The sequence below is a fragment of the Pseudomonas sp. NPDC090203 genome, assembly GCF_044746765.1.
In the GTDB taxonomy this organism is placed as follows: Bacteria; Pseudomonadota; Gammaproteobacteria; order Pseudomonadales; family Pseudomonadaceae; genus Aquipseudomonas; species Aquipseudomonas putida_AD.
In genome coordinates, this window is the sequence record NZ_JBIVCV010000001.1 from 536,204 (window position 1) to 557,070 (window position 20,867).

Annotated in this window: 19 protein-coding genes and 4 tRNA genes; 12 read left to right on the top strand and 11 right to left on the bottom strand. The window is 61.5% G+C overall.

Translation table 11 applies throughout. The features are described 5' to 3' along the window. Positions 1-113 precede the first annotated feature (113 nt). The 3 genes from ACIPO9_RS02420 to ACIPO9_RS02430 all read left to right on the top strand — a co-directional run bounded on the left by ACIPO9_RS02420 (position 114) and on the right by ACIPO9_RS02430 (position 2,151). Positions 114-317 carry a hypothetical protein gene (locus ACIPO9_RS02420; protein ID WP_274132224.1) on the top strand — a complete coding sequence of 68 codons (204 nt, stop codon included), beginning with the start codon at positions 114-116 and terminating at the stop codon, positions 315-317. 100 nt (positions 318-417) lie between these two features. Then, entirely contained in the window at positions 418-828 is a 411-nt protein-coding gene (locus ACIPO9_RS02425) for a PA2817 family protein (protein ID WP_274132225.1), read from the top strand. 234 nt (positions 829-1,062) lie between these two features. Beyond that, positions 1,063-2,151, top strand: coding sequence for an LLM class flavin-dependent oxidoreductase (locus ACIPO9_RS02430; RefSeq protein WP_400778685.1), 1,089 nt, complete (start codon positions 1,063-1,065; stop codon positions 2,149-2,151). Positions 2,152-2,272: 121 nt separating this feature from the next. Here the strand turns inward: ACIPO9_RS02430 and ACIPO9_RS02435 are convergent, their stop codons facing one another. Further along, positions 2,273-3,178 (bottom strand): LysR family transcriptional regulator, encoded by a 906-nt coding sequence (locus tag ACIPO9_RS02435; protein ID WP_400778686.1) that lies wholly within the window; start codon positions 3,176-3,178, stop codon positions 2,273-2,275. A 189-nt stretch (positions 3,179-3,367) separates the two neighbouring features. On the opposite strand from ACIPO9_RS02435, the gene ACIPO9_RS02440 reads away from it, so the two are divergent. From ACIPO9_RS02440 to ACIPO9_RS02450, 3 genes are all read left to right on the top strand, one after another. Then, positions 3,368-3,973: a cysteine dioxygenase gene (locus ACIPO9_RS02440; protein WP_274132228.1), complete on the top strand. Its 606-nt coding sequence runs from the start codon at positions 3,368-3,370 to the stop codon at positions 3,971-3,973. After that, a complete protein-coding gene (locus tag ACIPO9_RS02445) occupies positions 3,970-5,553 on the top strand; it encodes a rhodanese-related sulfurtransferase (RefSeq protein WP_400778781.1) in 1,584 nt (527 codons plus the stop codon). The genes ACIPO9_RS02440 and ACIPO9_RS02445 overlap by 4 nt, the downstream gene beginning before the upstream one ends. Positions 5,554-5,833: 280 nt before the next feature. Continuing rightward, positions 5,834-6,826, top strand: a complete 993-nt coding sequence (locus ACIPO9_RS02450) for an ABC transporter substrate-binding protein (protein ID WP_400778687.1) — start codon at positions 5,834-5,836, stop codon at positions 6,824-6,826. A 106-nt stretch (positions 6,827-6,932) separates the two neighbouring features. On the opposite strand, the gene ACIPO9_RS02455 is transcribed toward ACIPO9_RS02450, so the two are convergent. From ACIPO9_RS02455 to ACIPO9_RS02470, 4 genes are all read right to left on the bottom strand, one after another. After that, positions 6,933-7,008: transfer RNA gene (locus tag ACIPO9_RS02455), tRNA-Gly, on the bottom strand. 4 nt (positions 7,009-7,012) lie between these two features. After that, positions 7,013-7,088 (bottom strand) — tRNA-Glu (locus ACIPO9_RS02460). A gap of 102 nt (positions 7,089-7,190) precedes the next feature. Further along, positions 7,191-7,266, bottom strand: a tRNA-Gly gene (locus ACIPO9_RS02465). Positions 7,267-7,268: 2 nt separating this feature from the next. Then, positions 7,269-7,344, bottom strand: a tRNA-Glu gene (locus ACIPO9_RS02470). Between the two features lie 265 nt (positions 7,345-7,609). Here ACIPO9_RS02470 and ACIPO9_RS02475 point away from each other — a divergent pair. Beyond that, positions 7,610-8,383 (top strand): hypothetical protein, encoded by a 774-nt coding sequence (locus ACIPO9_RS02475; RefSeq protein WP_274132230.1) that lies wholly within the window; start codon positions 7,610-7,612, stop codon positions 8,381-8,383. A 115-nt stretch (positions 8,384-8,498) separates the two neighbouring features. On the opposite strand, the gene ACIPO9_RS02480 is transcribed toward ACIPO9_RS02475, so the two are convergent. Next, the gene (locus tag ACIPO9_RS02480) at positions 8,499-8,981 is read right to left on the bottom strand and encodes a GAF domain-containing protein (RefSeq protein WP_400778689.1); all 483 of its coding nucleotides are present in this window, start codon (positions 8,979-8,981) and stop codon (positions 8,499-8,501) included. Further along, positions 8,978-9,871, bottom strand: coding sequence for an ATP-binding protein (locus ACIPO9_RS02485; protein ID WP_274132232.1), 894 nt, complete (start codon positions 9,869-9,871; stop codon positions 8,978-8,980). Before ACIPO9_RS02485 ends, ACIPO9_RS02480 begins: the two co-directional genes overlap by 4 nt. Before the next feature lie 86 nt (positions 9,872-9,957). On the opposite strand from ACIPO9_RS02485, the gene ACIPO9_RS02490 reads away from it, so the two are divergent. Further along, entirely contained in the window at positions 9,958-12,279 is a 2,322-nt protein-coding gene (locus ACIPO9_RS02490) for a response regulator (protein ID WP_400778690.1), read from the top strand. Between the two features lie 160 nt (positions 12,280-12,439). Here the strand turns inward: ACIPO9_RS02490 and ACIPO9_RS02495 are convergent, their stop codons facing one another. Both ACIPO9_RS02495 and msrB read right to left on the bottom strand, forming a co-directional pair. Next, on the bottom strand, positions 12,440-12,925 hold the full coding sequence (locus ACIPO9_RS02495) for a glutathione peroxidase (protein ID WP_274132234.1): 486 nt from the start codon (positions 12,923-12,925) through the stop codon (positions 12,440-12,442). Positions 12,926-13,008: 83 nt separating this feature from the next. After that, positions 13,009-13,407 carry a peptide-methionine (R)-S-oxide reductase MsrB gene (msrB, locus tag ACIPO9_RS02500; RefSeq protein WP_274132235.1) on the bottom strand — a complete coding sequence of 133 codons (399 nt, stop codon included), beginning with the start codon at positions 13,405-13,407 and terminating at the stop codon, positions 13,009-13,011. 192 nt (positions 13,408-13,599) lie between these two features. Between msrB and ACIPO9_RS02505 the strand changes: the two genes are divergently transcribed. Together ACIPO9_RS02505 and htpX are read left to right on the top strand one after the other, a co-directional pair. Continuing rightward, on the top strand, positions 13,600-14,811 hold the full coding sequence (locus ACIPO9_RS02505) for a pyridoxal phosphate-dependent aminotransferase (protein WP_074757687.1): 1,212 nt from the start codon (positions 13,600-13,602) through the stop codon (positions 14,809-14,811). 270 nt (positions 14,812-15,081) lie between these two features. Further along, positions 15,082-15,969: a protease HtpX gene (gene htpX / locus ACIPO9_RS02510; protein WP_274132236.1), complete on the top strand. Its 888-nt coding sequence runs from the start codon at positions 15,082-15,084 to the stop codon at positions 15,967-15,969. A gap of 150 nt (positions 15,970-16,119) precedes the next feature. Here htpX and ACIPO9_RS02515 read toward each other — a convergent pair whose 3' ends face one another. Continuing rightward, positions 16,120-16,776 (bottom strand): thiopurine S-methyltransferase, encoded by a 657-nt coding sequence (locus ACIPO9_RS02515; protein WP_400778692.1) that lies wholly within the window; start codon positions 16,774-16,776, stop codon positions 16,120-16,122. Positions 16,777-16,880: 104 nt separating this feature from the next. Here ACIPO9_RS02515 and ACIPO9_RS02520 point away from each other — a divergent pair, with 104 nt between their 5' ends. After that, positions 16,881-17,648 (top strand): DODA-type extradiol aromatic ring-opening family dioxygenase, encoded by a 768-nt coding sequence (locus ACIPO9_RS02520; protein ID WP_400778694.1) that lies wholly within the window; start codon positions 16,881-16,883, stop codon positions 17,646-17,648. Positions 17,649-17,974: 326 nt separating this feature from the next. On the opposite strand, the gene ACIPO9_RS02525 is transcribed toward ACIPO9_RS02520, so the two are convergent. Next, positions 17,975-19,651 carry a DEAD/DEAH box helicase gene (locus ACIPO9_RS02525; protein ID WP_274132239.1) on the bottom strand — a complete coding sequence of 559 codons (1,677 nt, stop codon included), beginning with the start codon at positions 19,649-19,651 and terminating at the stop codon, positions 17,975-17,977. A 416-nt stretch (positions 19,652-20,067) separates the two neighbouring features. Here ACIPO9_RS02525 and ACIPO9_RS02530 point away from each other — a divergent pair, with 416 nt between their 5' ends. Continuing rightward, on the top strand, positions 20,068-20,859 hold the full coding sequence (locus ACIPO9_RS02530; RefSeq protein ID WP_400778696.1) for a crotonase/enoyl-CoA hydratase family protein: 792 nt from the start codon (positions 20,068-20,070) through the stop codon (positions 20,857-20,859). Positions 20,860-20,867: the final 8 nt, after the last annotated feature.

Here is a 20,867-nt window from a genome sequence, read left to right on the forward strand (position 1 = left end):
GCTCCTACAGAAATTTGCGCGGCCGGCGGCTCGATTACCGCTCTAGCCTGCACATCCCCCAACCTTGTCCTACACTCCCCGGTAACAACAAGAAAACACCAAGGGGACGCATCATGATCGATCAACGCATGACTCATCGCTGCCTGCTTGCTGAAATCGCCTCGGGGGAGGACCTTCACAGCGGCAAACCCACCCAGACCCTGCAAACCCTGTTACTCATCGGCTTCGTGACACGCCAGCCCAGCCCTGACAATACCTTCTCCCACATCGCCCTGACCGAAGCCGGGCACCGATACCTGGCCGGCCTCTGGCACTGAACCCGCACGCCTTGCACGACCGCAGGTCCTCGGCGGACTATCGGCAGGCCTTGGGGAGATCTATACTCCCGCGCCTGTTTTTGTCTCTGAGGACCTCATCATGGCCAACGCCAATCTCGACCACACTCTGAACCTGCTGACGCACCTGCGCGGCATCCTGGTCGCGCTGGGTGAAGCAGAACAGGTTCCCGAAGAAAGCCATGACCTGTTCCTGGAGCGTTATGACGAACTGATGGCCCTGCTGCCTGTGGAGCCGATCGAAAGCCAGTACCTGGGCCAGGACCTGCTCTGCCAGGTGATCCAGCGCTATCCGCAAATCGCCCATCTGGTGCCCCGCGACCTGCTCTGGTTCTTCGGCGGCGACTGCCTGCACTTCATGCCCGACGAAGAAATCGACATGTACACCGCCCTCGAAGAGCGCCGTTTCGAGGCTGAAGAAAACGAAGAACCGTTCGATTGGGAACAGGAAAAACAGTTGCTGGCCCTGGGACAGGACGGCCCGCGCCACTGATATCGACACCCAAGTAGCAATCCGGCTTGCCGGCGTCGGCGTATCTGGGATCGCTGACGCCGGCAAGCCGTTCTGCTACGGTTTTGTAATATAAGCATTTCAAGTAAATGCATTATTTTTATAATTAGCTTAGCGCCAAATCGAATTTCACAGCTTGCGCCCATCCCCTTATGTTGCTGACTAGCGCTGGCGCCTACTCCTGCGCCCGGTCTTTCATCAACACAAGGAATTGTCATGAGCGTCGAATTCATCGGCTATATCGCCACGCAACCCGGCTCGGAAATCCACCCACGCAGCGGTCAGACGATTCAGCCCGAATATGTCGAAAAGGTCGCTCGCGCCCACGAGGAAGCGGGCTTCGATCGCGCATTGGTCGCCTACCACTCCAACAGCCCGGACAGCGCGTTCGTTGCATCCTACGCCGCCAGCGTCACGAAAAAGCTGAAGTTTCTCGTCGCTCACCGCCCAGGCTTCATCTCCCCCACCGTCGCCGCCCGGCAGTTCACCACGCTGGATGTGTTCAACGGCGGGCGCACGGCGGTGCATATCATTACCGGGGGCGATGATCAGGAGCTGCGTGCCGACGGCAGTTTCATCGGCAAGGACGAGCGCTATGCACGCACCGACGAATACCTGAGCGTGGTGCGCAAGGAATGGACTGAAGAAAAACCCTTCGACCACCACGGCACTTATTACCGGTTCGAAGGCGCGCACTCGCTGGTCAAATCGCCACAACAGCCGCATATCCCGCTGTACTTCGGCGGTGCTTCACAGGCGGCCATCGAAGTCGCGGGCAAGCATGCCGATGTCTATGCATTGTGGGGTGAGACCTACGAGCAGGTCAGGGATATCGTCAAACAGGTGCGTGCCGAAGCCGCGAAGCACGGGCGTACGGTGCGTTTCAGTTTGTCATTGCGGCCGATTCTGGCAGAGACCGAGGAAAAGGCCTGGGCCCGCGCCGACAGTATACTGGAGCGAGCCAAGGCATTGGCGCAGGCCAGTGGATTCGAGCGCCGGGAGCCAGCCAACGAAGGCTCGAAACGCCTGCTGCAAGCGGCCGCGCAGGGTGCGCGCCTGGACAAGCGCCTGTGGACCGGAATCGCGGGTCTCTTGGGCGCCAAGGGCAACTCGACTGCACTGGTGGGCACTGCCGAACAGGTGGCCGACGCGCTGCTCGATTACTACGACCTGGGGATAACCACCTTCCTGATCCGCGGTTTCGACCCGCTGGACGATGCCATCGATTACGGCAGGAAACTGATCCCGCTGACCCGCGAACTGGTGGCCAGGCGCGAACGGGAGAAGCGTGAGAAGGTTGCTTGAGAATCCTGCGAATACATACCCCGTAGCAGCACGGCTTGCCGGCGGGGGCGGCCTCAAGATCGCCCCCGCCGGCATCGGAACGCCGCCCGGCCGTGCTGCTACAGGAGCAGGGAGGCACTGATTACGCTGCCTCCTGCCCCTGCCTCAATGCATCCGCCACCAGACGCCCGAACGACGCCACCGGCGCCTGCAGGTTGCCCAGGAACCTTGGGTAGATCAGCCACAAATCCATCACCGGTTTGAAATCCTTGAGTGGCAACACCGCCAGGGATTCCCGGTGGGCGCTGCGCTCAAGCAAAGGTCGCGGCACCAGGCCAAGGCCCATGCCGTCAGCCACCAGGCCCAATTGCAATTCAGTGCCAAAGGTTTCCAGGTTGACCTTCAGGCTCAACCCCTGATCCGCCAGGGTACGCTGCAGCCCCGCGCGAAAACCGCAACCGTCCGGGTTGAGCACGAACCCCTGGTCATAACAGTCGGCCAGTTTGACCGGCTTCTTCGGCACGCGGTCTGCGGCGCAAACCACCACCAGCTCCATTTTGCCAATGGACTCGCCGATGATGCCTTCCGGGAAAATCTTGCCCGCAGGAAACAGCGCCGCTGCAGCGTCAAGCTCGCCATTCTCGATCTTGCTCACCAGATGGCTGCCCCAGCCCGTGGCGACCTGGGCACGCAGTTCCGGGAACTGCCCGCGCAAGTGTTTGAGCGCATCGAGCAGCACCACATCGCCGATGGTCTGCGGCACGCCCAGGCGCAGAAGCCCGCTGGGCGGCGTATCGTTGGCCACCAGTTCGCGCAGCGAGTCCATTTCCCGCAGGATGGCCAGACACTTCTGATACACCTGTGTACCCATGGGCGTCGGCTTGAGCGGTTTGGTGTTGCGGTCGAACAGCTCGACCCCCAGCGCCTGCTCGAAGTTTTGCACCCGTCGGGTGATCGCCGGCTGGGTCAGCGCCAGGGACTCGGCCGCATGGCTGATCGACTGACAGCGAATCACCGCGACAAAGGCATCGATATCATCAATTTTCATTCGAAAGGCACATATAAAAAAGGCAAGAGATAGGCAAAAAGCATAATTCCAAATGCCGCCCATGGATAGCCCGCCGACCTTCACTTGGGTTATCAAATGCCTTTTCGTTATAACCTAATCATTAATAAATAGCATATTAAACGCCGGTATTATGCTTATATTGTCGTAATCCTTAGATGCGGAGCCGACATGCCTACCTCTCGACACCCCGAACGACTCCGGGCCTTCATCGCCGCACTGGCTGAACTGGTGGACAGTCACCCCCACGAAACCGACCTGCTGCATCGTGGCGGCAAGCTGCTGGGCCAACTGGTCAGGCACGACGACTGGCTGCCGGACGAGTTCGCCATACCCGACCCCACCCGTTATCAGCAATTCCTGCTGCATGCCGACTCCCGGCAGCGCTTTTCGATTGTCAGTTTTGTCTGGGGGCCGGGTCAGAGCACGCCCATTCACGATCACCGCGTCTGGGGCCTGATCGGCATGTTGCGCGGCGCCGAGTTCTCCCAGGGGTTCGCCCGCACCACCGACGGCCGGCTTGAGAAGGAAGGCCCGGCCATTCGCCTGGACCCCGGCCACGTCGAAGCCCTGTCACCGCGCAGCAACGATATCCATCAGGTCAGCAACGCCTTCGCCGACCAGGTGTCGATCAGCATCCACGTCTACGGCGCCAACATCGGCGCGGTCAAGCGTGCCGTCTATCAAGCTGACGGCAGCGAAAAACTGTTCATCTCCGGCTATTCCAACGCCTTTCTCCCCAACATTTGGGACCTGTCCAAAGAGAACCAGAACTGATGACTCAAAGCACTCGATCCTACAGCGATATCCGAAATGCCCTGCTCGCTCGCCAGGAAGTGGCGTTGGTGGATGTACGCGAGGAAGCGCCCTTCGCCGAGGCGCACCCGTTATTCGCGGCCAACATTCCGCTGTCGAAGCTGGAACTGGAAGTGTTCTCCCGCATCCCGCGCCGAGACACGCAAATCACGGTCTATGACAACGGCGAAGGCCTGGTCCAGCCGGCCCTCGCCCGTCTGGCCGCGCTGGGCTACACCAACGCCAAGGCTTTGGAAGGAGGCCTGCAAGGCTGGCGCGAGGCCGGCGGTGAGCTGTTCATCGACGTCAACGTGCCGAGCAAATCTTTTGGCGAGCTGGTGGAGCATCATCGCCACACCCCGTCCCTGGCTGCCGAGGAAGTCAAAGCCCTGCTCGACAGCAAGGCTGATGTGGTAGTACTCGATGCCCGCCGATTCGATGAATACCAGACCATGAGCATACCCACCGGCGTCAGCGTGCCCGGTGCCGAACTGGTGCTGCGCGCCCGCGAGCTGGCGCCCGATCCCAAGACCCGGATCATCGTCAACTGCGCTGGCCGCACCCGCAGCATCATCGGCACCCAGTCGCTGGTGAATGCCGGGCTGCCCAACCCGATCTCCGCACTGCGCAACGGCACCATCGGCTGGCTGCTGGCTGGCCAGACCCTGGATCACGGCCAGGCACAGCGCTTTGGCGCAGTCAGCGAGCAGACCCAACAAGCCGCCCAGGCCGATGCGCGCAAAGTGGCCGACACGGCGAAAGTGAAACGCGGCATCCGCGCTGATCTGGACACCTGGCAGGCCGAGACGACGCGCACCACCTACCTGTTCGATGTGCGTACTCCCGAAGAATTTGAAGCAGGCCACCTGCCGGGCGCGCGCTCGACGCCAGGCGGCCAGTTGGTGCAGGAAACCGATCACTACGCCAGTGTGCGCGGCGCCCGGATCGTGCTGGTGGATGACGATGGCGTACGCGCCAACATGTCGGCCTCGTGGCTGGCGCAAATGGGCTGGGAAGTCTTCGTGCTGGACGGCCTCAAGCCGCAGGACTTCAAGGAAAAAGGCGCCTGGAATGCCCCGATCCCGACCCCGTGGCAGGTCGAAGAGATCAGCCCCGACACCCTGCGCCAGTGGCAGCAACAGGGCGGCGTCGCGGTGCTGGATTTCACCGCCAGCGCCAATTACGTGAAACAGCACATCCCCGGCGCCTGGTGGACACTGCGCGCCAACCTCTCAAGCGCCCTGCAGAAGATCCCCGCCGCCGAACGCTACGTGCTGACCTGCGGCAGCAGCAAGCTGGCGCGCCTGGTGGTGCCGGAAGTCGAGGCCCTGACCGGCAAGCCAGTGTTTCTGCTGGGCGGCGGCACGGCGAGCTGGGTCGCGGCAGGCTTTGAACTGGAAACTGGCGAAAGCCACCTCGCCTCCCAGCGTATCGACCGCTACCGCCGCCCCTATGAAGGCACCGATGCCCCCCGCGAAGCGATGCAGGCGTATCTGGATTGGGAGTTCGGCCTGGTGGACCAACTGGCTCGCGACGGCACCCATGGTTTCTACGTGATCTGACCGCCCCCTCCTGTAGGAGCGCGCTTGCCCGCGATTGAGGTGTGTCAGTGAGCACATGTCTCGCAGACACACCGCTATCGCGAGCAAGCTCACTCCTACAGGATTGGTGCAAGGCAAATAATCAGCGCGCGCTGTAGGAGCGCGCTTGCCCGCGGCGGCGATGGCTCATCCCCCACATTTCCACCGCCTTAAATCGCCCCACCGCGGGCATTCACCCATTCGATGGCCGACCCCTTCTCCAGGCGGAGGCCGCTCTCGCATTCAAGCCTGGAGATCCCCCATGAACATCCCTCTCACCCGCCTCCTGTCTGCCGCATTACTGCTGTTGGCCGTCAATCAATCTACCCAGGCTGCCGAAGCCCTGGAGCCACTGCTCGTCGCCAACCAGAAATCGGCGCTCAAAGTCCTGCTTCAGGCCTCGGGCGAACTGAAGGACGTGCCTTACGAAATCAAATTCTCCGAATTCCCGTCGGCCTCGCCCTTGGGTGAAGCCCTGAATGCCGGGGCCGTAGACGTCGGCGCCCTGGGCGATGCGCCTTATGTGTTTGCACTGGGCGCCGGTGCTTCGTTGAAAGTCATCAGCATCACCCATGTCAGTGGCCGCTACACCACGGCCCTGATCGTGCGCAACGACTCTTCCATCAAGAGCGTGGCCGATCTCAAAGGCAAGCGCATCGTCACCGGACGCGGCTCGATCGGGCACTACCTGGCCATCCGCGCGCTGAACGAGGCCGGCCTTCAATCCAGCGATGTCAGCTTCGTGTATCTGCTGCCCAGCGAGTCCCGGCTGATCCTGGACAATGGCAACGCCGACGCCTGGGCCACCTGGGCGCCCTACACCACCGTGGCCACCCAGAGTGGCGCACGTATCCTGCCCAACGGCCCGGACCTTTTGACCAATCACTCCTACCTCGCCGCCACCAGCAAGGCCATCACCGAAAAACGCGCTCAACTGGACGACTTCGTCGTGCGCCTGGATCGCGCCTATCGCTGGGTCAACACTCACCCTGCCGAGTACGCCGCCGCCCAGGCCAAAGTCACCGGCCTACCGGTTGAAGTGCACCTGGCCACCGCCAGGGAAACCACCATGGAGCGCGTGAGCATTGATGACGGCGTGATCAAGGGCCTGCAAAACACCGCCGACATTTATCAGCGCGAAGGCATTCTGAACAAACATGTCGATGTGTCGCAGGGATTTGATCCGGACTTCAACGCCATTCGACTGGCTGCCGAACAGGCGGCACTGAAAAAGGATACGCAGGCGGCCCGCTGATTCGCAGAGATGCTGCGCGGCAGGTTCGCGCAGCCATATAAAGGAAGGAACTAAAAAACGCGCACAAACAAAAACGCCGCTCTATTGAGCGGCGTTCTTGTGAATTTGGAGCGGGAAACGAGACTCGAACTCGCGACCCCGACCTTGGCAAGGTCGTGCTCTACCAACTGAGCTATTCCCGCAATATGGCGTCCCCTAGGGGACTCGAACCCCTGTTACCGCCGTGAAAGGGCGGTGTCCTAGGCCACTAGACGAAGGGGACACTGCCTGAAACACCATGGTGTAGTGTTTCAGTTCCAGAAATACACCCGAAGATGCTTCCTGGTTTCACTCAGCTCCGCCCGAAGGCCAAGCTGCTTAAAATTGGAGCGGGAAACGAGACTCGAACTCGCGACCCCGACCTTGGCAAGGTCGTGCTCTACCAACTGAGCTATTCCCGCTTTGGCGTCCCCTAGGGGACTCGAACCCCTGTTACCGCCGTGAAAGGGCGGTGTCCTAGGCCACTAGACGAAGGGGACACACTACAACATTCACTCCCTGCTGCGCTTCGCTGTGTGCTTTACGCTGCAAGTGGCGCGCATTCTATGGATGGTTGGGGAGGTCGTCAACCCCCCAATGAAAATTTATTCAAATCAATGACTTCCCCCTCTATTTAGGTAATGGGTGGCCGATACAGGGATCAGGCGGATGTATCTCTATATGGACATCCCGACCACCACCCTTCCAGTGCTAGTGCATAGCCACTACACTCGGCGCACATTTACCCGGATTGAGGCTTGTACGGTGACACCACTCATTATCACCCTGATGGTTGTAACAGGCATCGTACTCTTGATCGCCGTCGGCTATCTGAACCACGTCGCAGAGGCGAAGAAGGTCGAGCGCGCGCGCACGCTGGTCGAGCTCAACGATCGCCTGCGTCGCTGCTGCGAATTGTCCGAGACCTTCCCCGGGCAATTGATGAGCCCGGCGCTCAAGCTGTTGCTGGTGCGTCTGGAGCTGAACGTCGTCAAACGGCTGATCGCCCTGGAAAGAAGAAACAACCCTGGCATCCAGGAACGCGAAACCGAACTCGAAGCGCTGGTGGCCCAGGGCGACAACATCAAGGTGGACAACCCGGCCAGCCCCATCCAGACCGAAGCCAAGGCCAAGGATGTGCGCTTTCTGCTCGAAGCCATGCATGGTCAGGTGACGCGCGCCGCCCACGACGGTTTCCTGCAGACCGCCGAAGCCAAGCACTGGATTCGCGAGATTCGCAACATGCTGGTGCTGCTGCACATTGAGTTCTTCAATAACCTGGGCACCCAGGCACTGAATCAGGATCAGCCGGGGCAAGCGCGGCTGGCGTTCGAGCGTGGCGTGCAATACCTGAAGAACCAGGCCGAGCCGGCACCGTGGAAAACCCACCTGCAGGCCATGGAGCGTCAGTTGGCGCGGGCCAACGCCATGGTGCTGGACACCATCGCCCCCACCGAAGACGACCACAACGAGCTGACCGAAGGCCTGAAAGCCGACGAATCGGATGCGCAGTGGAAGAAGAAAGCCATCTACGATTGACGTTGATCCTGTAGCAGCACGGCTTGCCGGCGGGGCGGTGTGTCAGACGGTATATTCGTCACAGACACACCGCTCCCGCCGGCAAGCCGTGCTGCTACGGTTTAAAGCTGAGGCCTCAGCAGTCAGTCAGACGCAGGAAAATCTGCGCCAGCGCTTCGATACCCACCTGATCCGCCTCGCTGAAACGCGCCAGGCTCGGGCTGTCCAGGTCCAGCACGCCAATCAGGCGCCCTTCCTTGACCAGCGGCACCACCAACTCACTGTTGGACGCGCTGTCGCAGGCGATGTGCCCCGGGAACTCATGCACGTCCAGCACGCGCTGGGTTTCACGGCTTTGTGCCGCAGCCCCGCACACGCCCTTGCCAAACGGGATCCGCACGCAGGCGATCTGGCCCTGGAACGGCCCGAGCACCAGCTCTTCGTTGCGGTTCAGGTAAAACCCGGCCCAGTTGAGGTCGTCCAGTTGGGTGTAAAGAAACGCCGAGAACTGCGCGGCGTTGGCGATGAAATCGCGCTCGTCCGCAAGCAAGGACTCAAGCTGTGCGGCCAGCAGGCGGTAGCCGTCGAGACCCTGGCCTGCTGCACTCAAATCGATCATGGATGTTGCTCCAGCATTTTCAAACCAACCCAATAACGGGCGAACTGATAGGCGCAGCGGCCATTGCGGTTGCCACGACCGGTCGCCCAGCGCACGGCCAGGATGTCCAGTTCATGGTCCCGCTGCCACGAGAGCCCGGCCTTGGCCGCCAGTTCGCCAATCCAGTGTTCCACCACGTCCAGGAAATGTTCCTGGGTGAATGGATAGAAAGACAGCCACAAGCCGAAACGATCAGACAAGGCAATCTTGTCCTCGACCGCTTCGCTTGGATGAATTTCGCCGTCATCGCCCCGTTGCCAATGGGCGTTGTCGCTCTCCTTCTCCGGCACCAGGTGGCGGCGGTTGGAGGTGGCGTACAGCAGGACGTTGTCCGGCGCCTGCTCCAGCGAGCCATCGAGCACGCTCTTGAGCACGCGGTAGTCGCCTTCGCCGGAATCGAACGACAGGTCATCGCAGAACAGCACGAAACGCTGCGGCAGCTTTTGCAGTTGCTCGACCACCCGCGGCAGGTCCCCCAGATGATCGCGTTCGATCTCGATCAGGCGCAGGCCGGCCTTGGCATGCTCGGCGAGCAGCGCACGTACCAGCGACGATTTGCCAGTGCCGCGCGAGCCCCAGAGCAGCGCGTGGTTGGCCGGCAGCCCGTCGATGAATTGCTGGGTGTTGCGCCCCAGTTGAGCGCGCTGCTGGTCAACGCCGATCAGGTCCGACAGGCGCATGTCCAGGGTCACGTCCAGCGGCAGCAGATAGCCGCTGCGGCCCTCGCGCACCCAGCGCGCCGCCAGTGCCTTGTCCCAGTCCACTGGCTCGCGCACGGCAGGCAGCAGAGGTTCGAGTCGCGCCAGAACCGATTCGGCGCGTTCCAGGAATGCGTTCAACCTAGAATCCACGATGTCTCCTTGATTTAACTGGTTAAAGCCGGTCTGCGATCGGCTATGCTTTGCCCGCGAAGGACCCAGGAAGTGACAGCGCCCTTATGGAAATACCGATCACCCACCGGCTATCGTTCAAACAGGCCCGTTTGACCGTTCTGATCGGCTTCCTGCTGGGAACCCTGCTCAGCTTTGTTCAGATTGCCATCGATTATGCCAGCGAAGACGCCTCGATCGATCGTGAAATTCGCTCCCTGCTGCAAATCAGTCACAACCCCGCCTCGCGCATCGCCTACAACATCGACGCTGAACTGGCCCAGGAGCTGACCCTGGGGCTGCTGCATTCGCCTGCGGTGGTCAGCGCACGCCTGACCGATAACAACAATGTGCTGCTGGCCGCAGTGTCCCGCCCGCTGGCCGAAAGCCGCTACCGGATGCTCAGCGACAGCCTGTTTGGCAAGAGCCGGCAGTTCGAGGACGTGTTGCATCTGGACCACATGCCCAAGGAGGCCATCGGCACGCTGTTCCTGGAAGTGGACACCTTCGCGTTCGGCAGCCACTTCCTGCAACGGGCGGAAATCACCCTGCTCAACGGCTTCGTGCGCAGCCTGGTGCTGACCTGCATTCTCATGGGGCTGTTCTACCTGACGCTGACCAAGCCGTTGACCGGGATCATTCGCGCGCTGGCCAGTCGCGATTCGCGCAGCCCCAAACAGGCCCCGCTACCCTGCCCGCCCGGCCATGAAAATGACGAGATCGGTGTGCTGATCCACGTCGCCAACCAGCAATTCGATCATGTCGCCAGCGAGTTCGGCCGGCGCCTGGAAGCGGAAAACCGCCTGACCGACCACCTCAACGAGCTTGAAGACATCGTCGAGGCGCGCACCCAGGAACTCAAATCCAGCAACACGCGGCTGAGCCAGTCCAACGAGGAACTGGAAATTGCCCGCAGCACCGCCCTGGACATGGCCAATGCCCGCTCGGCCTTTCTGGCGCACATGAGCCACGAGATCCGTACCCCGCTCAACGGCCTGCTGGGCATGCTCGCGCTGTCGCTCGACGGCCCTCTGAGTGCCGAACAACGCCAGCAACTGTCGATCGCCCATGACTCGGGCAAAGTGCTGGTGGAGTTGCTCAACGATATCCTCGACCTGTCGAAATTCGATGCGGGTCAACTGGAGCTCGAACGCATTCCGTTTGACCTGGGCACCTTGATCGAAGACACGGCCAACCTGCTGTCACAGAACGCCGCGCCAAAAGTGGAGCTGACCTGCCTGATCGATCCGCATTTCCCGGCGTTGGTGCTGGGCGACCCGACGCGGGTGCGGCAGATCGTCAGCAACCTGCTCTCCAACGCGCTCAAGTTCACCCAGGTCGGACGTGTGGACGTGCGTCTGACCCAACAGGCGGACAAGGCGCGGATCGAGGTCTGCGACACCGGCATCGGGATCGCCCAGGACGCCCAGGCCAGGATCTTCCAGCCGTTCACCCAGGCCGAGGCCGCCATCACTCGTCAGTACGGCGGAACGGGGCTGGGCCTGAGCCTGACGCACAACCTGTGCGAAGCGATGGACGGGCAACTGCGCATCGAATCCACCCCCGGGGTCGGCAGCCGCTTCTATGTTGACCTGCCCCTGCCCGCTCACACGCCGGCACCGCATTGGCCTGCGATGAAAGGCCGGGTGGTGGTGGTGAGCACGCCGGGCAGTGGCCTGGTGGAGTTGCTCAGCGGCCTGCTGCCGGAATGGGGCATCGAGTATCGGCATTTTTCGGCCAACGCGCCCCAGCCGCAGATCGAGCCCGACCTGCTGATTACCGACTGCCCCGAATGCCTGATCGGCATCCGTCCCGCCACCCGCATTCCGATCCTGCTGGTGACCGCTTACGGCAACTTCATGCCCGGCGAGCAGGTGCAGGCGATGGCGCCGCTGCAGCAGCAGGCGCGGCCGCTGTCGCGCAGTGTCCTGCATCGGGCGCTGGGCCGGGTGCTGGGGATCGAAGGCCAACAGCCGAGTGCGCGCCTGGCCAGCAGCCAGTCGGCGTCGTATCGCGCGCGGATTCTGCTGGTCGAGGACAACCCGGTGAACCAGCTCGTCGCCAAGGGCATGCTGGGCAAGCTGGGGTGTGAAGTGGTGGTCAGCAGCCATGGCGGTGAGGCGTTGCAGCAGCTTGAGCGCGGCCAGTTCGACCTGGTGCTGATGGACTGCAACATGCCGGTGATGGACGGGTATGAAGCCACCCGGCAGATTCGCCAGAGCGAGAAATGGCCAGACCTGCCGGTGATCGCCCTGACCGCCAACGCCATGCCCGAAGAACGCGAGCATTGCAAAACCGCCGGCATGAACGATTACCTGGCCAAGCCGTTCCATCGCGAAGAGCTTATCGCCATTCTCGACCAGTGGATCCCGGTCACGCAGGATCACTGACCGGCGCCCTCAAGATCGCCCCCGCCGGCAAGCCGTGCTGCTACGGGGGCGTGGGCGTATGCGAGATTGGAGTCTGAACGCTGACTCGTAGCAGCACGGCTTGCCGGCGGGGGCGGCCTCATGATCGACGACGCCGGCAAGCCGGACCGCTACGGGGTGTTTACTTCAGGAGGGCTTTGATATCGGACTCAAGGTCTTCGGGCTTGGTCAATGGCGCGTAGCGCTTGACCAACTGGCCGTTGCGGCCGATGAGGAATTTGGTGAAATTCCATTTGATCCGCTCAGAGCCCAGCAACCCCGGCGCCTGTTTTTTCAATTGCACGAACAACGGATGGGCGGCGCTGCCGTTGACATCGATCTTCTTGAACAGCGGAAAGCTCACCCCGTAGTTCAGCTCGCAGAACTCGGAAATTGCACCTTCATTACCTGGCTCCTGCTTGCCGAACTGGTTGCAGGGAAACCCCAGCACCACCAGCCCCTGGTCGCGATAACGCTGCCACAGCTCTTCAAGCCCCTTGTACTGCGGGGTGAAGCCGCACTTGCTCGCGGTATTGACCACCAGCACTGCCTTGCCTGCGTAATCGGCGAGGGTCTTTTGCTCGCCCTTGATCGTCTGCACCGGGATGTTCAGCAAATTGTCGCTCATGACGATGCCTCGAAAGTTAAACCGCCAAGTTAGCGCGCCACTGATTGGCGCGCTATCGAATTATCCACGGTGATATCAGTGCATCAGGCGTCTCGGGGCACCAGGTCCAGGCAGACCGAATTGATGCAGTAACGCAAACCGGTCGGCGGCGGGCCGTCCGGGAAAACGTGGCCCAGGTGAGCATCGCATTTGGCACAGACCACTTCAGTGCGGATCATGCCGTGGCTGACGTCACGCACTTCCACCACCGCGCTGCCCTCGATCGGCGCATAAAAGCTGGGCCAGCCGCAGCCCGAATCGAACTTGGTTTCGGAGTCGAACAACGGCTCGTTGCAGCACACGCAGTGATAGACGCCGGCGGTCTTGGTGCTGTTGTACTTGCCGGTGAAAGGCCGCTCGGTGGCCTTCAGGCGGCAGACCTGATACTGCTCTGGGTCAAGCATCTGCTTCCATTCTTCAAGGGTTTTCGCAAGCTTCTCCACGGGTACACCTCCACAGCTGAAAAAGCCCGATCTGTGTCTTTTCCACGGGTCGGGTGGCACGTATGATTGCGCCTTCGTTTGACGCCAGTCTGTCACCGGCCTTACAGGCATACAAATTCATTTTGATGGCGTTGTGCTTAGCGGTCCGCCTTTTCCATCCAGCGCGCACCCTTATATTTTGGGATCAATCACATGCAGTTCAGCAAATCGAACAAGCTCGCCAACGTCTGCTATGACATCCGCGGGCCCGTGCTCAAGCACGCCAAACGCCTGGAAGAGGAAGGCCATCGCATCCTCAAGCTGAACATCGGCAACCCGGCGCCGTTTGGTTTCGAGGCGCCGGACGAAATCCTCCAGGACGTGATCCGCAACCTGCCGACCGCCCAGGGCTACAGCGATTCCAAAGGCCTGTTCAGCGCGCGCAAGGCGGTGATGCAGTACTACCAGCAGAAGCAGGTCGAAGGTGTCGGCATCGAAGACATCTACCTGGGCAACGGCGTTTCCGAGCTGATCGTGATGTCGATGCAGGCACTGCTCAACAACGGCGACGAAGTGCTGGTCCCAGCTCCCGACTACCCGCTGTGGACTGCCGCCGTGGCGCTGTCCGGTGGCAACCCGGTGCATTACCTGTGCGACGAGCAGGCCAACTGGTGGCCGGACCTCGACGACATCAAGGCCAAGATCACGCCGAACACCAAGGCCATGGTCATCATCAACCCGAACAACCCGACCGGCGCCGTGTATTCGAAAGAAGTGCTGCTGGGGATGCTGGAAATCGCCCGTCAGCACAACCTGGTGGTGTTCTCCGACGAAATCTACGACAAGATCCTGTACGACGACGCCGTGCACATCTGCACCGCTTCGCTGGCGCCGGACCTGTTGTGCCTGACCTTCAACGGCCTGTCCAAGTCCTACCGCGTGGCCGGTTTCCGCTCCGGCTGGATCGCCATCTCGGGCCCGAAACACAACGCCCAGAGCTACATCGAAGGCATCGACATCCTGGCCAACATGCGCCTGTGCGCCAACGTGCCGAGCCAGCACGCGATCCAGACCGCGCTGGGTGGCTACCAGAGCATCAACGACCTGATCCTGCCGCCCGGGCGCCTGCTAGAGCAGCGCAACCGCACCTGGGAGTTGCTCAACGACATTCCGGGCGTGAGCTGCGTCAAGCCGATGGGTGCGCTGTACGCCTTCCCGCGCATCGATCCGAAAGTCTGCCCGATCCACAACGACGAGAAGTTCGCACTCGACCTGCTGCTTTCCGAGAAGCTGCTGATCGTTCAGGGCACGGCGTTCAACTGGCCATGGCCGGACCACTTCCGCGTGGTGACCCTGCCGCGCGTGGACGATCTGGAACAGGCCATTGGGCGGATTGGCAACTTCCTCAAATCCTACAAGCAGTAATCCCGCTTTGTTGTAGGAGCGCGCTTGCCCGCGACTGCGGTGTGTCAGCAGGCACATGATTTCCCCGCAGATCGCGGTCGCGGGCAAGCGCGCTCCTACAGGTCTGCGCGACCAATCGCTCTACCCCCGCCCTCTCGCCAATGGGCCATAATTGCCCTGGCGGCTCGAAACGACACAGTTTGAAATAGTCGCCCGGTTGAATAGCCACCGACATCACCTTATATACCCCGCAACACGTTACACATTCTTCACGAGGAGACACTCCACACCATGATGCGCATCTTGCTGTTTTTGGCCACTAACCTTGCGGTCGTGCTGATTGCCAGCATCACCCTGAGCCTTTTTGGCTTCAACGGGTTCATGGCGGCCAACGGGGTTGACCTGAACCTCAATCAGCTGCTGATTTTCTGCGCCGTGTTTGGTTTCGCCGGTTCGCTGTTCTCGCTGTTCATCTCCAAATGGATGGCAAAGATGAGCACCGGTACCCAGATCATCACCCAACCACGCACCCGCCACGAACAATGGCTGATGCAGACCGTTGAACAACTGTCCCGCGACGCTGGCATCAAGATGCCGGAAGTCGGGATTTTCCCGGCCTATGAAGCCAACGCCTTCGCCACCGGCTGGAACAAGAACGACGCGCTGGTCGCCGTCAGCCAGGGCCTGCTGGAGCGTTTCTCGCCCGAGGAAGTGAAAGCGGTGCTGGCCCACGAGATCGGCCACGTCGCCAACGGTGACATGGTCACTCTGGCGCTGGTGCAGGGCGTGGTGAACACCTTCGTGATGTTCTTCGCCCGGATCATCGGCAACTTCGTCGACAAGGTGATCTTCAAGAACGAGGAAGGCCAGGGCATCGCGTACTACATCGCGACCATCTTCGCCGAAATCGTGCTGGGCTTCCTGGCCAGCGCCATCGTCATGTGGTTCTCGCGCAAACGCGAATACCGCGCCGACGACGCCGGTGCACGCCTGGCCGGTACTGGCGCGATGATCAGCGCCCTGCAGCGCCTGCGTTCGGAACAAGGCGTTCCGGTACAGATGCCCGACAGCCTGACCGCCTTCGGCATCAACGGCGGCCTGAAACACGGCCTCGCCGGCCTGTTCATGAGCCACCCGGCCCTGGAAGACCGCATCGAGGCCCTGCGCCGTCGCGGTTGATTCAAGGCAAACCAGAAAGGGCGACTTCGAGTCGCCCTTTCTCGTCCTCAACCAACCACAATCAACGCCCGAACACGGCCCCGTAGCAGCACGGCTTGCCGGCGGGAGCGATCTCAAGTCCGCCCCCGCCGGCAAGCCGTGCTGCTACGCTCAGCGGCGGAACAGCCGGTAGGCGTACTCCATCAAGCGTGTCACGCCTGCCTGTTTGAACTTGGCGCTCTGCTCCAGCACATCCCAGTCGCCGACCATCTTCACCCGCCATTCCGGCGACAGCAGCTGTTGCACCTCGTCTTCATCGACCGAAAAAGGCGGCCCGGGAATCTGCGACTGATCATAGTCCAGCGTCACCAGCAGGCCTCGGCAATCCTGAGCCACCAGCCGGTTCAGTTGCTCGACATAGCGCCAGCGCATGTCCGCAGGCAGCGCAATCAACGCCGCGCGGTCGTAGAACGCCGTGCAATTACCCACATCTCCCGGTTTGAGCGCAAAGAAATCACCACACCAGATTTCACAATTGTCGTGACGGTATACCTTGAATCCCCGTCGCTCCTCGACCACCGGCGTCAGCCCGTTTTCACTGAACCAGGCCGCCACTGCCGTTTCCGACAGCTCGGCGCCCACCACGTGCAACCCCTGGGAAACCAGCCAGGTCATGTCGATGGTCTTGCCGCACAACGGCACCAGGACCCGTTCACCTCGATTCACATTCAATTCGGGCCACAACTTCACCAGATATGGATTCACGTCCGACTGATTGAAACCAATCTGATTGATCGCCCAGCGTTCATGCCAAAACTGCGGCTCCATAAATACTCCTGATACTTCGATCAAAAAGCCCTAAAACTTATATTAGATTTAGATCGATGATCTGCCCGATCATGCAGTCATCTTATACGCTCAGGACTCCCGACATGCTCCCCAGCCTGTTCATTTCTCACGGCTCCCCCATGCTTGCACTGGAACCCGGCGAAAGCGGCCCGGCGCTGGCACGTCTGGCGGCCGAGCTTCCCCGACCAAAGGCCATCGTGATCGTCTCTGCCCACTGGGAGAGCAACGAGTTGCTGGTCAACGGCAACCCACAGCCGGAAACCTGGCATGACTTTGGAGGCTTCCCGGCGGCGCTGTTCGCCGTGCAATACCCGGCGCGGGGCCAGCTGGACATCACTCATCGCGTCATGGAGCTGCTGGCGGACGCCGATCTGACTGCGCGCATGGACACTCGCCGACCGTTCGACCATGGCGTGTGGGTGCCGCTGTCGTTGATGTACCCGCAGGCGGACATCCCGGTTGTTCAGGTATCCCTGCCAACACGTATGGGTCCTGAGCTGCAGACCCGCGTCGGCCAGGCGCTGGCGAAATTGCGCGAGGAAGAGGTGTTGGTGATCGGGTCGGGCAGCATTACTCACAATCTGCGCGAACTGGACTGGCATGCAGGGCCAGAGAGCGTCGAGCCCTGGGCGCTGTCATTCCGCGACTGGATGGTGGAAAGACTCGCCGCTGGCGACGACGAAGCCCTGCACGACTACCGCCGACAGGCGCCGAACGCGGTGCGCAATCATCCGAGTGACGAGCACCTGCTGCCCCTCTACTTCGCCCGTGGTGCGGGTGGCCAGTTCAGCATTGCGCATCAGGGTTTCACCATGGGTGCGCTGGGGATGGATATCTACCGGTTTGGGTGAGCACTTCAAGACCGCTCCCGCCGGCAAGCCGTGCTGCTACGGGGATGGGGCGGTCTGATCGAGCTCTGTCGGACACCACAAAACCGTAGCAGCACGGCTTGCCGGCGACGACATCCTCGAGATCGCTCCCGCCGGCAAGCCGTGCTGCTACGGGTTCGTGGTCACCGCTGGAAGGATGACACCCTGCATCACGTAGCAGCACGGCTTGCCGGCGGGTCGGTCGCAAGGTCGTCGCTGCGATAACGGCGGATAGCATTCCATGAGGCAAAAAAAATCCCCGAACCAGTCGGGGATTTTTTATTTCAGACGATCAGCACAGGGGCTGATCAGTCTTCGCGGTAGCGACGCAGTTTCAGCTGCTTGCCGGCAACGCGGGTGTCTTTCAGCTTGGCCAGCAGACGCTCGAGGCCTTCTTCCGGCAGCTCGACGAGGCTGAAGCTGTCACGCACCTGGATGCGACCGATGGCTTCACGGGCCAGACCACCTTCGTTGAGGATGGCGCCCAGCAGGTTCTTGGCAGCGATGCCATCACGCGCGCCCAGCGCGGTACGGCAACGGGCACGGCCTTCGGCCAGCGGCATTGGCGCACGACGCTCGCGGTCGCCACGATCAGGACGGTCACCCGATGGACGATCCGGACGATCGCCACGTGGCGCGCTGTTCGGCACCAGTGGACGTTCCTTCTCGATGGCTGCCAGGGTCAGGGCCTGACCGTTGGTAGCCTTGCGCAGCAGCGCAGCGGCCAGTGCACGTGGCGAGCAACCGATGTCGGCAGTCAGACGATCCAGCAGATCACCGTGGCTGGCTTCAGCGTCGGCAACCAGCGGCGCCAGGCTGTTGGTCAGTTTCTTGATGCGGGCATCGAGAACGGCCTGGGAGTCCGGCAGGCGAACTTCGGCAACCTTCTGACCGGTGACACGCTCGATCACTTGCAGCATGCGGCGCTCACGCGGGGTGACCAGCAGCAGCGCGCGGCCTTCGCGACCGGCACGGCCGGTACGACCGATACGGTGAACGTAGGACTCTGGATCGTACGGCATATCCACGTTGAATACGTGGGTGATGCGCGGAACGTCCAGACCACGGGCAGCAACGTCGGTCGCGACAACGATGTCCAGACGGCCATCTTTGAGCGAGTCGATGACGCGCTCACGCTGGTTCTGGGCGATGTCGCCGTTCAGCGCAGCGGCCTTGTAGCCTTTGGCTTCCAGGGCGCTGGCCAGGTCCAGGGTGGCCTGCTTGGTGCGCACGAACATGATCAGGGCGTCGAAGTCTTCGACTTCCAGCAGGCTCAGAACGGCAGAGGTCTTCTGGTCGGCGTGAACCAGCAGGTGAGCCTGCTCGATCGCGGTGACGGTCTGGGTCTTGCTCTGGATCTTGACGTGTTTCGGGTCTTTCAGGTGACGCTCGGCGATCGCACGAATCGACTGCGGCAAGGTTGCCGAGAACAGTACGGTCTGGCGGGTTTCCGGCATGGCCTTGAAGATCACTTCCAGGTCATCCATGAAGCCCAGCTTGAGCATTTCGTCGGCTTCGTCGAGAACCAGGTGGTTCACGGTCGCCAGGACTTTCTCGTCACGACGCAGGTGGTCGCACAGACGGCCCGGGGTAGCGACGACGATTTGCGCGCCGTTGCGGATGGCCTTGAGCTGCGGGCCCATTGGCGCACCGCCGTAGACCGCAACCACGGTCACGCCTGGCATCTGCTTGGCGTAGGTTTCGAACGCGGTGGCCACTTGCAGGGCCAGTTCGCGAGTCGGCGCGAGGATCAGCGCTTGCGGCTCACGTTTTGCCGGGTCGATGCGGTTCAGGATTGGCAGGGCGAAGGCTGCGGTTTTACCGGTACCTGTCTGCGCCTGACCGATCATGTCGTGGCCGGCAAGAATAATAGGGATCGATTGCTGCTGAATGGCCGAAGGCTCTTCGTAGCCAGTGGCGATTACGGCGGCAACAATACTTGGGTGAAGATCAAGAGCGGCGAAGCCGCCGGTTTCCTGGGTCATGGGTCTGCCTCTGAGTGCATCCGCAAAGACCCATGCTTCAAAGCTGCGCGTGCCGTGTAAGACCCGAAGGTCACCCTGGCTGCTTTGTCGGCGGGGATTTGCGAAAACGTATGGATGAATGGATCGTCAGGGACTGTTCGCAAGCGAACCGGCCAGTGAAGAAGGCTTCACAAACCATACCGTGACGAGGGCCCTATGAAAGGCCGGCGCGCACTATACCGGAAATGCCGAAAAATGTGAGGATTTTTTTCGGCCGGATAAGACCTTGCGTCCAAGTGTCACAGGCTTTGCGCAAAGCTGTGCCACTGTCTATTTTTCTAGTGCCCGGTATTACTGGTGGTAGCAGCTTAAACGATTCACCTTGATCAGTCAGGCAGCCCACTCTCCTTTCCTACTCATCAGCAGGAACTTGCGACATGACCTCTCCGACCAAAGGCCACGTCACCCGGGAACAGCGCGGCGCCATCCTGCTCATCGGGCTGGATCGCGTGGCCAAGCGCAACGCATTCGACATGGAAATGCTCAACCAGCTCAGCCTCGCTTACGGCGAGTTCGAGCGCAACCCAGAGGTGCGGGTGGCCGTGGTCTTCGCCCATGGTGATCACTTCACCGGCGGGCTGGACCTGGCCGACACCGGCCCGACCCTCGCCAATGGCTGGCAACTGCCCGAAGGCGGCTACGATCCCTGGGGTGTTTTCGCAGGGCCGCGAGTTACCAAGCCGGTCATCGTCGCAGCGCAGGGCTATTGCCTGACGCTGGGGATCGAACTGATGCTGGCCGCCGACATCAACCTGTGCGCGAGCAACGCCCGCTTTTCGCAGATCGAGGTGCAGCGCGGCCTGTTCGCCTTTGGTGGCGCGACCCTGCGCATGCACCAGTTGGCGGGTTGGGGCAACGCCATGCGCTGGTTGCTGACGGGCGATGAATTCGATGCCCACGAAGCACTGCGCCTGGGGCTGGTGCAGGAAATCATGGCACAGGAGGACCTGCTGCCCTGCGCGCTGCACCTGGCCGGGCGCATCGCCGAGCGGGCGCCGCTGGGGGTCAGGGCGACTCTGGCCTCGGCGCGCCAGGCGGTGCGCGAAGGCGAGCAGGCCGCCGCGCTACAGTTGCTGGCTCAGGTCAGGCAGGTGATGTCCAGCGAGGATGCCAAGGAGGGCCTGCGCGCCCTGATAGAACGCAGGCCGGGGCACTTCACCGGTCAATGAACAGGCGG